The organism is Tenacibaculum sp. MAR_2010_89 (genome assembly GCF_900105985.1).
Classification (GTDB): Bacteria; Bacteroidota; Bacteroidia; order Flavobacteriales; family Flavobacteriaceae; genus Polaribacter; species Polaribacter halocynthiae.
In genome coordinates this window covers 267,588-279,951 of sequence record NZ_FNUB01000005.1, presented here as the reverse complement: position 1 = coordinate 279,951, position 12,364 = coordinate 267,588, and the positions used below count along the sequence as shown (strand labels likewise).

11 protein-coding genes are annotated in these 12,364 nt (G+C 28.0%); 10 read left to right on the top strand and 1 reads right to left on the bottom strand.

Translation table 11 applies throughout. The annotated features are described in order from the left end of the window. Positions 1–88: 88 nt before the first annotated feature. Complete coding sequence (locus tag BLV71_RS04900) at positions 89–1,267, bottom strand: acyl-CoA dehydrogenase family protein (RefSeq protein ID WP_093869468.1); 1,179 nt, start codon at positions 1,265–1,267, stop codon at positions 89–91. A 159-nt stretch (positions 1,268–1,426) separates the two neighbouring features. Between BLV71_RS04900 and rnpA the strand changes: the two genes are divergently transcribed. Genes rnpA through BLV71_RS04850 form a run of 10 tightly spaced genes read left to right on the top strand, consistent with a single transcriptional unit; the run spans position 1,427 to position 12,287 of the window. Then, entirely contained in the window at positions 1,427–1,813 is a 387-nt protein-coding gene (gene rnpA / locus BLV71_RS04895) for a ribonuclease P protein component (protein ID WP_233487127.1), read from the top strand. Beyond that, positions 1,803–3,431 carry a S41 family peptidase gene (locus BLV71_RS04890; RefSeq protein WP_093869466.1) on the top strand — a complete coding sequence of 543 codons (1,629 nt, stop codon included), beginning with the start codon at positions 1,803–1,805 and terminating at the stop codon, positions 3,429–3,431. Before rnpA ends, BLV71_RS04890 begins: the two co-directional genes overlap by 11 nt. 28 nt (positions 3,432–3,459) lie before the next feature. Beyond that, complete coding sequence (locus BLV71_RS04885; RefSeq protein WP_093869465.1) at positions 3,460–5,142, top strand: DUF6909 family protein; 1,683 nt, start codon at positions 3,460–3,462, stop codon at positions 5,140–5,142. Between the two features lie 3 nt (positions 5,143–5,145). Then, a complete protein-coding gene (locus BLV71_RS04880; RefSeq protein WP_093869464.1) occupies positions 5,146–6,183 on the top strand; it encodes a hypothetical protein in 1,038 nt (345 codons plus the stop codon). A 5-nt stretch (positions 6,184–6,188) separates the two neighbouring features. Continuing rightward, positions 6,189–6,719, top strand: coding sequence for a dTDP-4-dehydrorhamnose 3,5-epimerase (gene rfbC, locus BLV71_RS04875; RefSeq protein ID WP_093869463.1), 531 nt, complete (start codon positions 6,189–6,191; stop codon positions 6,717–6,719). A 5-nt stretch (positions 6,720–6,724) separates the two neighbouring features. Then, complete coding sequence (gene gmd / locus BLV71_RS04870) at positions 6,725–7,813, top strand: GDP-mannose 4,6-dehydratase (protein ID WP_093869462.1); 1,089 nt, start codon at positions 6,725–6,727, stop codon at positions 7,811–7,813. 5 nt (positions 7,814–7,818) lie between these two features. Then, positions 7,819–8,853: a GDP-L-fucose synthase family protein gene (locus BLV71_RS04865; protein WP_093869461.1), complete on the top strand. Its 1,035-nt coding sequence runs from the start codon at positions 7,819–7,821 to the stop codon at positions 8,851–8,853. After that, entirely contained in the window at positions 8,819–10,123 is a 1,305-nt protein-coding gene (locus BLV71_RS04860; RefSeq protein WP_093869460.1) for an MATE family efflux transporter, read from the top strand. Before BLV71_RS04865 ends, BLV71_RS04860 begins: the two co-directional genes overlap by 35 nt. Before the next feature lie 7 nt (positions 10,124–10,130). Continuing rightward, positions 10,131–11,180, top strand: a complete 1,050-nt coding sequence (locus BLV71_RS04855; RefSeq protein WP_093869459.1) for a glycosyltransferase family 4 protein — start codon at positions 10,131–10,133, stop codon at positions 11,178–11,180. 27 nt (positions 11,181–11,207) lie between these two features. Next, complete coding sequence (locus BLV71_RS04850; protein ID WP_093869458.1) at positions 11,208–12,287, top strand: hypothetical protein; 1,080 nt, start codon at positions 11,208–11,210, stop codon at positions 12,285–12,287. The last annotated feature ends 77 nt before the right edge of the window (positions 12,288–12,364 follow it).

Sequence of the window (12,364 nt, the reverse complement as noted above, 5' to 3'; positions counted from 1 at the left end):
CTATTATTTAGTGATTTTTAATAGTTGATTGTAAGAAGTGTTCTAAAAGCCCGAGTTGTTTTTCTTTTTAGAACACTTCTTTTTAGTTTTATTTAAAAGCATTTAAACCAGTAATATCTAAACCTGTAATTAATAAATGCACATCATGTGTTCCTTCATAAGTAATAACACTTTCTAGGTTCATAGAGTGACGCATTATAGAATAGTCTCCCGAAATACCCATAGCTCCTAAAACTTGTCTGGCTTCACGAGCAATGTTTATAGCCATATCTACATTATTACGTTTAGCCATTGAAATTTGTGCAGATGTAGCACGACCCTCATTTTTTAAAACTCCTAAACGCCATGTTAATAATTGAGCTTTAGTAATCTCGGTAATCATTTCAGCTAATTTTTTTTGTTGTAATTGAAACTGTCCAATTGGTTTACCAAATTGTGTACGCTCTTTAGCATAACGTAAGGCAGTATCATAACAATCCATAGCTGCACCAATAGCACCCCAAGCAATACCATATCGAGCAGAGTCTAAACATTGTAAAGGAGCACCAAGTCCTGATTTTTTTGGTAATAGATTTTCTTTAGGAACTTTTACATTGTCAAAAATTAATTCTCCAGTAATAGAAGCTCTTAATGACCATTTGTTATGAGTTTCAGGAGTAGTAAAACCTTCCATACCACGTTCTACAACGAGTCCGTGAATTCTGCCTTCTTCATTTTTAGCCCAAACTACTGCCACATCAGCAATAGGAGCATTAGAAATCCACATTTTAGCACCATTTAATAAATAATGGTCACCCATATCTTTAAATTTCGTTTCCATACCTCCAGGATTTGACCCATGGTTTGGTTCAGTTAAACCAAAGCACCCCATCCATTCACCGCTTGCTAATTTTGGCAAATATTTTCTTTTTTGTTCTTCGTTTCCGTAATTAAAAATAGGCCACATAACTAAAGAAGACTGCACTGAAGCAGTTGAACGAATACCACTATCACCTCGTTCTAATTCTTGCATTATTAAACCATAAGAAATTTGGTCTAACCCAGCACCTCCGTATTCAGCAGGAATGTAGGGTCCAAAAGCTCCTACTTCAGCTAAACCACCAACTAATTGTTCAGGAAATTTAGCATTTTGAGCAGCATCTTCAATAATAGGAGATACATTTTTCTTTACCCATTCTCGAGCAGTATCACGAATTAACTTATGCTCATCGGTTAATAAATCATCAACTTGGTAGTAATCAGGAGCTTGAAATAAGTCTGGTTTCATATGTGTTTGTTTTTTTAATTTTTTTACTTACTAATTATAAAGATTACAATATGAGTTAGTAAATGATATTTATAAAATAGTTGTGGTGATTTTTAAAAATGATTTCCTCAAAAATACTCAAAAAAATGGTTATTCCTATAGGTTTACGTATGTTTGTATATGATGAGATTTACTTTAGGAAAAGAGGAGCGATTAAAAAGTAGGAAACTTATAGGTAAGTTATATGAAGAAGGGAAATCTATTAGGGTTTTTCCTTTGAGAATGGTTTATATACAAACAGAACACACTTCTAAATACCCTGCTCAAGTAGGAATGTCTGTGCCCAAGCGTAATTTTAAAAGGGCAGTAGATAGAAATAGAATTAAACGCTTATTAAGAGAAAGCTACCGTAGGGAAAAAGGAATGGTGTATTCGGAAGCTAAAAAACCATATGTGTATATGATTTCTTATATTGCAAGAGAAGAGTGGAAATATGAAGATATTGAAGAGAAAATGAGTAAATTAATGTCGCTTTTTGTAGCAGAAATTAATACAAATGAAAAATAGAAAAGTACTTTTTTTAGGAAGCATAGTTATTATTGGAATTTTATTTTCGTTTCAATCTCGTTTCTTTGAGATAGCGAAACAAATAGAAATATATAACAATCTATTTAAAATATTAAATATCAATTACATTGATGAAATAAATCCTGGAGATGTAACAGATAAAGCTATTAAAAACACACTTATAAGCTTAGATCCATATACTAATTTTTATAACGAACAGGATGTTGAAGATGCAAGAATACGAAGAGAGGGTGAATATGGTGGTATAGGTGTTACATCGTATTATACTAAAAAAGGAATTGTTTTATCAGAAATATATAAAGGCTTTTCTGCCGACAAAGCAGCTTTAAAAGCAGGAGATATTATTATAAATGTTAATGGCCAAGATTTAAAAAATCTTGAAAGAAGTCAGCTTTCTCAAGTACTGAAAGGAACCCCTAACAAAGAACTTATATTAAAAGTAAATAGAAAAGGAGAAAATATAAATGTTAAACTTAAATTAGATAAGATTATAGTAAATCCAGTGCCTTTTTATGACATGATTGACAAAGAAACTGGATATGTTGTTTTAACTCAATTTACGAGTCAGAAAGCTACTGAGGAAGTAGCAAAAGCAATTAAAAAGTTGAAAGAAAAAGGAATGAACAAGTTAGTGTTTGATTTAAGAAGTAATCCTGGAGGTTCACTTTTTGATGCAGTAAACATTACAAACTTGTTTATACCTAAAGGGGAAAAAGTGGTTGATACAAGGGGGAAGATTAAAAAGAATAGTAGAACATATAAAACAAATAGAGAACCATTAGATGTTGAAATGCCCGTGGTTGTTCTTATTGATGATAGATCAGCCTCAGCTTCTGAAATTGTTTCTGGAGCGCTACAAGATTATGACAGGGCTGTTGTTATGGGTGAACGTTCATTTGGAAAAGGATTGGTGCAGCGCTATTTTAAGTTGAATTATGGAACCCAAATGAAAGCTACAATTTCAAAATATTATACACCTAGTGGAAGATGTATTCAAGAATTGGATTATGCCAATAGAGATTCAAAAACAGGAAAAGTACCAAAGTTTTCTGAAGGGGTAGTTAATAAGTTTACAACACAGAATGGAAGAATAGTTTATGATGGTGGTGGAGTAACTCCCGATATTAAAATAAAATATTCAGAAAAAAACAAAACAACTAAAGCATTATTAAAATCAAGAGCTATTTTTAATTTTGCAACTGATTATATTCAAAAAGAAACAGCTGTAGACTCTTTAAATTTTTCATTTGATTCGCAAAAGTTTAATACGTTCAAAACATATTTATATAGTACCGATACTTCTTTTGTTACAAAGGAAGAAAAAATGTTCAAGAGAGCTTATAAAACTTTAAAAAATAAAATTGGTATACAAAAAGATTATGATAATATTTTGAAAAAGTTACAACAGCAAAAAGTAACAGAAATAACAAAAAATAAAGATGTTTTATTAGCAAAAATTGAAAAAGAAATATTAAAACTTTCTTATTATAAAGAAGGAATGTATAAACACCAATTAAAAAATGATAAAACAATAAAGCAAGCAGTTTCATTGTTGAAAAATAAAAACAGATACAATAAAATACTCAAAACTGAGTAGTTTATATAACTTATTTGATTACAAATTTATGTCGAAACCAAACCAGAAAGAAAGAACGAGAGCGCAAGAGTCAACAAATGCAATAGAAAAATTATACATTTCTATGAGGCATTTGTTTAGTCGTGGATTTTATAAGCCAATGGGGATTTCTGGAGAAACTTTACGAAAATCACTTTTAGCATTACGTCCAGAAATTTATGGATCTATAGCTGAAGAAAAAACCGAATTAAATGGGTTAATTTATGTAATAGAGCGTTTACCAGAAGGAATAGAGGAATGTCAATTTATCAACTTAACAGCTGATGAGGGTTATAGAAACTCACATTTTAAAGCAATTGTACCTCCTAAAAGAAGGAGAAATTGCTATCGTATTGATAAAGACCAAATGAACATTGAAATTACTAGAGGAAGGTCTGAAATATATGATATTCTTACTCACCTTACTTTTCTATTTATTGAGTCACATAAAATAAAAGATAGAGTTACAATTGATGGTTCTGGAGAAAAATTTATTAGAGAGTGGATACATCTTGAAGAGGTTGTTTTGTATAATAAAACACTTACAGATGAAGAAAAAGATGTGATAATTGTACATTTAGGTAACATTTTAGGAAGAACTTACGATGAAGTATATGATGTATGTAACTCATTTGCTACTGATGAAAATCCAAATCGTTTTTTACACCTTATTTATTGGTTAGGGAAATTAGCTATTAATGAAGTGGTTTTAGATCAAAAAAGATCCATAAAATTTAGTTCAGTTTTAATAGAAGAAATTGGACATCATTTTTATGGAGAAATTTGGGCAAATAACATAAAGAAAACTTTACTAGAAAACGATTTAATAAATAGACCAATACATATAATAAGTGCTAACATGCATAGTGTAATGAATACTATTTATGCTAAAAATGCTTTACCAACTAAAGCAAAAGAGTATAAAGGTTTTGAGCTTTTTGAATTGTTAAGTAATTCTGATAGTGGAGCATTACAAACAAAGGTTAAACAATATGCTTCTGAAAAAGGGCTGATTTATATAAAGGATACTTCTGGAACGAATATTAATGTTCAGATTATTGATACTGATAAAATAGACTTTAATACTATTTCATTTAAGAAAGAAAATTCAATAAATAAAAAACCAGTTATTATTGTTATGGATTATGCTTTTGGAGAACAAGCATATGAAACAATGGATGAGCTTTTAAAGCCTTATAAAACAAGAGAAGGAAAGATACATTTAGATGTTGAATCTGTTTCAATAATGGGAAAGGCAGGAATTTTAGAAGGAGGAAAGGGAGATATTATGATTCCATCATCTCATATTTTTGAAGGAACTGCAGATAATTATCCTTTTGAAAATGAATTGTCTAAAGATAATTTAGAAGGTTATGGCGTTGAGGTTTTTGATGGAGCGATGGTTTCTGTACTAGGAACTTCACTACAGAATAAAGACTTATTAAAATTTTTTCATGACTCTACATGGAATGTTATAGGATTAGAAATGGAAGGAGCTCATTACCAGAAAGCAATTCAATCTGCTTCTAAAATTAGAGGAAATATTTCAGAAAATGTAAAAGTTCGTTATGCGTACTATGCTTCTGATAACCCATTAGAAACTGGAGCTACATTAGCTTCGGGAGGATTAGGAATGAGTGGAGTAACACCTACTTATGCAATAACTGAAAAAATAATAGAACAAATTTTTTAAAGCATGGCTAATAATAAAAACGAAGAAGAAGTTGATTTAGGCTCTTTGTTTGTAATAATAGGCAAGGGTATTTCTAATTTTTTTAATTTTATAGGAAGTGTTTTTTCTGGCCTTTTTCATTTTTTCATTTTAATACTTCTTTTCTTTAAGAAAAATTATATCAAGTTAGGAATAACTATTGTTATTGGTGCTATCGCTGGTTTAGTAATTGAATTAAAGGAAGAAAATAAGTTTGGATCAAATCTTTTAGTTCAAACAAACTTTGATAGTGCAAGACAATTATATAATAACATTGAATTTTATAACAATCTTGTAAAGCAAAAAAATGAAAACTTACTAGCTAAAACCTTTAATTTAAATGAAGAAGAAGCTAAATCATTAAAGAAATTTTCAATTGAACCTATAGAAAACGGAAATGATATTATAACTACATATGATGAACTGATATTATCTATAGATACCCTAACAGTGAAAAGTTATTCTTTTTTAGATTTTAAAAGAACGTTTACTAAATATAATTACAAAGTTCATAATATTAGTGTTTTATCAACTAAGAATGATGTGTTTTCTAAGCTAGACGAAGTAATAATATCTTCAATAATAGAAAATAATTATTTTAATAAGTTAAAAGAACTAACAAATGAGAATTTAAATAGAACTGATAATTTATTAAGAAAAAACTTAGCTCAAACAGATTCTTTACATCATATTTATAAAAAAGTTCTTCTAGAAGAAGCAAAATCATCTAAACAAGGCACCAATATAGATTTAGGAAGTACTAGAAAAAATAGTAAAGAGCTTGATCTTTTTACAACGACATTAAAACTTAACAAGGAACTTAAAACAATAAGTGAAGAGAAATCAGAAAAATCTGAGGTTGTGAATATCATATCTAATTTTCAACCTATAGGTTATGAAATTAAAGGTGTTTCTGAAAACAGATCTGTACAACTAGCTTTATTATCATTAGGATTAATGATTTTATATTTATTATTAATTAAGCTTAATAAATATTTAGAAAATTATAATTATAAAAAGTAATACTAATGAATATTGTTCAAACCCCTTTAGAAGGATGCTTAGTAATAGAACCAATGTTGTTTAAAGATAATAGAGGTTATTTTTTTGAAAGTTTTAATGAAGAAAAATTTAAGAAAGGAATAGGTATTGATCTTAATTTTGTTCAAGATAATGAAGCATTTTCAAATAAAGGAATTGTTAGAGGTCTACATTTTCAAAAGGGAAAGTTTGCACAAGCTAAATTGGTAAGAGTTATTACTGGTAAAGTACTAGATGTTGCTGTAGATTTAAGAAAAAATTCTCAAACTTATGGGCAACATTTTTCAATTGTTTTATCAGGTGAAAATAAGAAACAGTTATTTGTGCCAAGAGGTTTTGCTCATGGGTATTCGGTATTAGAAAATAATACGGTTTTTGCTTATAAATGTGATAACTATTACAATAAGGAGTCTGAAGGAGGTATTATTTATAATGATAAAACCCTTAATATAGATTGGAATCTATTAGATATAGAGATAAAACTATCTGATAAAGACATGCAATTACCAAATCTTTAATAGGTATGAAAAAAGTAGCCTTAATTACAGGTATAACAGGGCAAGATGGAGCATATTTAACAGAGTTTTTGTTAGAGAAAAACTACGAAGTTCATGGAATAAAAAGAAGGTCTTCTAGTTTTAATACAGATCGTATAGATCACCTTTATCAAGACCCTCATGAAGAAAAAAGGAATCTTTTTTTACATTATGGAGATATGGTTGATGCTTCTAATTTAATCAGAATCATTCAAGAGGTTCAACCTGATGAAATTTACAATTTAGCAGCAATGAGCCATGTTCATGTATCTTTTGAAACACCAGAATATACAGCAAACACAAATGGTTTAGGAACTTTACGATTATTAGAAGCGATTAAAATATTAAATTTAGAAAAGAAAACAAAAATATATCAAGCTTCTACTTCCGAATTATTTGGTAAGGTACAAGAGGTTCCGCAAACAGAAAAAACATCGTTTTACCCTCGTAGTCCATACGGAGTTGCAAAAATGTATGCTTATTGGATCACAGTAAATTATCGTGAAGCATATGGTTTGTATGCTTGTAATGGGATTTTATTTAATCATGAATCACCAATTAGAGGAGAAACTTTTGTTACAAGAAAAATAACAAGGGCAGTTTCTAAAATAGCGTTAGGGTTACAGGAGAAAGTGTATTTAGGGAATCTTAATGCCAGAAGAGACTGGGGGCATGCTAAAGATTATGTTCGAATGATGTGGATGATATTACAGGCTAAAAAGCCTGAAGATTGGATTATTGCAACTGGAAAAACTACATCAGTTAGAGATTTAGTAAAAATAGCTTTTTCTGAAGTTGGAGTTGAAATTGTATTTAAAGGAAAAGATAAAGAAGAAAGAGGCTATGTAAAATCTTGTAGTAATCCTAAATATCAAATAGAAAAAGGGAAAGAAGTTGTTTGTATTGATCCACATTATTATAGACCTACTGAGGTTGATTTATTAGTAGGTGATGCATCTAAGGCAAAAGAAAAACTAGGGTGGGTTCCAGAATATTCTGTTGAAAATTTGATAGGAGAAATGATGGAAAATGATATTAAATTAGTCTATAAAAACTTGGTAAATAAGTCGAGCTAAAAGTAATGGATAAATTAGCTAAAATATTTGTAGCAGGGCATAAAGGTTTGGTTGGAAGCGCCATTTTAAAAAGACTTTTAGAAAAAGGTTATGTAAATATTATTACTAAAACAAAAGAAGAATTAGACTTAACAAATCAACAAGCTACTGCTGGTTTTTTTAAAAGTGAAAAACCAGAGTTTGTTTTTTTAGCAGCGGCAAAAGTTGGTGGAATTATAGCTAATAATACATATAGGGCTGAATTTATCTATGACAATTTGATGATTCAAAATAATGTAATTCACCAAAGTTATGTTAATGATGTAAAAAAATTGTTGTTTTTGGGGAGCACTTGTATTTATCCAAAAAACACCGAACAACCAATTAAAGAAAACTCTCTTTTAACAGGTAGTCTTGAATATACTAATGAGCCTTATGCAATAGCAAAAATAGCAGGAATCAAAATGTGTGAAAATTATAATATTCAATATGACACTAATTTTATTTCTGTAATGCCTACTAATTTATACGGGCCTAATGATAATTTTAATCTTGAAAAATCACATGTTTTACCAGCCTTAATAAGGAAAATTTATTTAGCAAAATTACTTGAAGATAATCAAGAAGAAGAAGTTATTAAAAACGTAGGAGTAGCTAACTTAGATGAAGCTTTAGTTTACTTATCAAAATTTGGAATTACAAAGCAGCAAGTTGAAATTTGGGGATCAGGTAAACCCAAGCGAGAGTTTTTGTGGAGTGATGATATGGCTGATGCTTGTGTGTTTGTAATGGAAAAAGTAAATCATAAAAAAACAGAACAAACGCATATTAATATTGGTACTGGAGAAGAAATATCTATTAAAGATTTAGCAGTACTTATTAAAAAGAGAATAGGGTTTAAAGGGAGTTTGTTGTTTAATACTAGTAAGCCCGATGGAACTATGAGAAAAATCACTGATGTTACAAAAATACATTCATTAGGATGGAAACATACTGTAGCTTTAGAGGAAGGTATTGATAAAATGTATGAGTGGTATAAACAAAACAATGAGAGGAGATAATTTCACATATAAAATAATTAAAGTTATTTTTTTTAGAGTTTTGGGAGTTTGCCTGTTATTTGGTTTAACGTTATTCTTAACAAATAATTACGAGGCTAAAATTGTTGGGAAATATGATTTTGTAAGATCATTTATATTAGTAATAGGTAGTTTATGTTTATTAGGGACTGACCATTCTATATTGTATTTTTCTGGAAAGTTAAAAAGCAAAGGCAAGTTAACAGAGATAAAAAATATATATTTTAGAATGATGAAAATTATACTCATCACATCTATAATTGTAGCAATTGTAATAATTGTAGCAAAACAATTGATTATTACTTTTTTTGAAGATCAAAGTACTTATGTGTTGATTTTGAGTGGAGTATGTGTGTTATTTTTTTATTGTTTAACAATATTAAACACAGAATTTTTTAGAGCCCTTGATTTGATTATTGTTTCTGAAATTTTTAGAAATGTAATAAAATATGTTCCTTTTTTTCTAAGCGCAATAATATTATTTTTAATAAATAAAGAAGAGTACTTAATTACTTTTTTTTTGCTATCATTTGTTTTAGTTGGTTTTATCTCAACAATATTATCTTTTTTAAAGATTAAAGAACTGGAGGATATATCTAATTATAAGAAGGAAATAAATGTTTTTACAAAAGAAATTTTTTTAGCTTCATACCCCATGGCAATAAGCAGCATGGGTTTTTTCTTGTTATTAAGTATAGATATAATTTTTTTAAAGAAATATAGAAGTGATGAAATTGTAGCATATTATAGTGTAGCCGTAAAGTTTGTGTTAATATTATCAATGATAATAAACACTGTTAATATTAATATATCATCAAAAATAGCTGAGCTATTCAAGTCAAAACGTTTTTTAGAACTAGAAAATTTGTTAAAAAAAAGCTCTAGGTTAATTTTTTTCTTGTCTTTACCATTAATACTAATGATTGTTTTTTTTTCTGAGGACATTTTGTTTTTATTTGGAAATAACTATAAATCATCTAACAGAGCTTTGTTAATTATGGTTGTCAGTCAAGGTATTTGTACTTTATTTGGAAGTGTTAATGTTTATTTAAATATGACAGGAAAACAGAAATATTTTCAAAATATTTTAATATGTTCTGTTGTCATTAATTTTATTTTAAATAGAATCTTAATTCCAGTTTATGGCATGGAGGGTGCTGCGATAGCCTTTAGTTGTAGTTTGTTTTTTTGGAATATATTAGCAACAATAGTTGTTTATAAAAAAGACAGTTTAAAAGTGTTTATTAGGTAACGTAGTTATGAAAAAGATATTGATTTTATCATTAGGAAGAACTGGGTCATTACCTATTTATGGAGAGGAAATAAGTTCAAGATTCAAAAATCAAAATTTTGATATATTAGTATCTAAAGATAGAATTCAAAAAAGAAAATTAATTAATGCGATTGAAATAAAGACATATAAAAATAAGTTTACCTTTATTTTAAATACATTAATATATTTCCCTATTAAGTTTTTATTTTTTATGCCTAAAATATATAAAGAGTATAGTGTTCTTTATTTACCATATAAGCATTTTTGGGACTTGCCATTTATTTTACTATTTAAAATATTAAACAGAAAAATAGTTTTTACTGTGCATGACGGTATTCTTCATAAAGGAGAAAAAAATATTATAACTCAAGGATTAATGTATATAAGATTAAAATATGCAACAGAGTTTATATTTCTAACAAGTTATGTGAAAAGATTAGTTGAGAATAAATATAATAACTTAAAAAAAAGTCATATAATTCCGCATCCTATTATAGAAAATTCTTTTTTTGTAGAAAAAGAACAAATAGTAAATACTAAAAATCTACTTTTTTTAGGCAGAATAGATAGGTATAAAGGTGTTGAAATGTTAATGAATAGTGCAGTCAAATCTTCACTTTTTTTTGATGAGTTAATAATTGCTGGAAAAAGTACCTACTCGTTTAATACTTTAAAAAGTCAAAAAATTAAAACTATTGATAAATATCTTTCAGAAGAAGAAATTGGAACTCTTTTAAGTTGGGCAGACATATTAATATTACCTTATACAGAAGCAACGCAATCTGGAGTAATAGCATTAGGGATTTTTGCTGAAAAGCCAATGATTTGTACTAGGGTTGGTGGGTTTTCAGAACAATTAAGTGATGATGAATGTTTTTGGAGCGATGTGGATGAATATGACTTAGCGAAGGTAATAAAGGAAGCGTTTTGTAATTCAAAGAAGTGTGAAGAAATAAAACAAAAATTAAAAGAAAAGAAAAGAAATCTTTCTTGGGAAACAATTTCTATGAAAATAGAAAAACTTTTGTTTTCTTAATTTTTAAATATAAAAGGTCTATAATAGATGAGAATCATTGTAAATAAATCAAAACTTACTTTTGCTTTTTTTATAACTTTAGGGTTATTTGTCTCTGTTGTTGGGGTTTTTGTTTTACCGGAACGTTTCTTTTTTGATACTAAAATAATATTATATGATAAGTATAAAGAATTAGGTTGGAGAGGTAGTTACCCTTTTACAATTTTATTTTATAAGATAACAGGATTAAAAGAACTCCATTTTTCGTTAATTGGTATTATACAATATTCTATAGTAGCATTTCTGACCTATAAAATAGGTGTGCCTAAAAATTTTGATAAGTTAAGAGTGAAAAATATATTAACTTATTTAAGTTTTATTATGATAGCTGTTTTTTTATGCATGCCAACCAAAGAATTTATAAACTATTTATGTATTACTTTTATAGCTCTTCTTTTAAAGAAAAGTAATGACAACTTGTTAAAAAATATAATTTTTGTGTTATTATCATTAATAGTTTTCGGTAGTTTTTTTAGGGAATATTATATGTTAGTTGCTTTTTTAAGTGTTATTTTTTACCTTGTTAGTAAAGTAAATATAAAAAAGAAAAAACTAGCAACTATTTTTTATGGGTTATTGACTGCTGTTTTTGTATCATTAAGTTATGGAGTTATAAAAGGAGAATTCATATCCCAAAAAACTAGAGAAAGTTTCAATGCTTTAAGAATGAATGGTGAAGCTAGTAATTCGATGATAATTTCACCACTTAATACCGAATCTTGGTATGGAGAAAGTTTTGGAATAGTTTATGGTTTCTTTTCTGTTAACTTGCCATTAAATGGTTTGAAGCATTATTTATCTCCACAAATCATTGCTTTTGTTTTATGGCAATCATTACTTTTTATAATTCTTTTAATTAGATATGAGAAAAGCTTTAAAAAAGGATTGAAAAACAATTATGAATTATGGGTTTATTATATATTGTTTTCTTTTTTTATTGTGCAGGGAATTTTTGAACCAGATTTAGGGTCAGCTATTAGGCATAAAATGGGTTTTTTTCCAATAATTTATTTAGCATTATATTATCAAGATTTTTCATTAGATTCTAAAAAAAAGAAAGTTGAGTAATATTATTAATACTAAATATAATTTTTTCATTAATACTAAAGTAGATGTTTATACTTTGGTGCTTTTTATAGCTGTGT

What these genes read in the sequence shown, in the direction of transcription:
- BLV71_RS04900 (WP_093869468.1), bottom strand. Translation starts at nt 1,267, where the DNA reads ATGAAACCAGACTTATTTCAAGCTCCTGATTACTACCAAGTTGATGAT.
- rnpA (WP_233487127.1), top strand. Translation starts at nt 1,427, where the DNA reads ATGATGAGATTTACTTTAGGAAAAGAGGAGCGATTAAAAAGTAGGAAA.
- BLV71_RS04890 (WP_093869466.1), top strand. Translation starts at nt 1,803, where the DNA reads ATGAAAAATAGAAAAGTACTTTTTTTAGGAAGCATAGTTATTATTGGA.
- BLV71_RS04885 (WP_093869465.1), top strand. Translation starts at nt 3,460, where the DNA reads ATGTCGAAACCAAACCAGAAAGAAAGAACGAGAGCGCAAGAGTCAACA.
- BLV71_RS04880 (WP_093869464.1), top strand. Translation starts at nt 5,146, where the DNA reads ATGGCTAATAATAAAAACGAAGAAGAAGTTGATTTAGGCTCTTTGTTT.
- rfbC (WP_093869463.1), top strand. Translation starts at nt 6,189, where the DNA reads ATGAATATTGTTCAAACCCCTTTAGAAGGATGCTTAGTAATAGAACCA.
- gmd (WP_093869462.1), top strand. Translation starts at nt 6,725, where the DNA reads ATGAAAAAAGTAGCCTTAATTACAGGTATAACAGGGCAAGATGGAGCA.
- BLV71_RS04865 (WP_093869461.1), top strand. Translation starts at nt 7,819, where the DNA reads ATGGATAAATTAGCTAAAATATTTGTAGCAGGGCATAAAGGTTTGGTT.
- BLV71_RS04860 (WP_093869460.1), top strand. Translation starts at nt 8,819, where the DNA reads ATGAGTGGTATAAACAAAACAATGAGAGGAGATAATTTCACATATAAA.
- BLV71_RS04855 (WP_093869459.1), top strand. Translation starts at nt 10,131, where the DNA reads ATGAAAAAGATATTGATTTTATCATTAGGAAGAACTGGGTCATTACCT.
- BLV71_RS04850 (WP_093869458.1), top strand. Translation starts at nt 11,208, where the DNA reads ATGAGAATCATTGTAAATAAATCAAAACTTACTTTTGCTTTTTTTATA.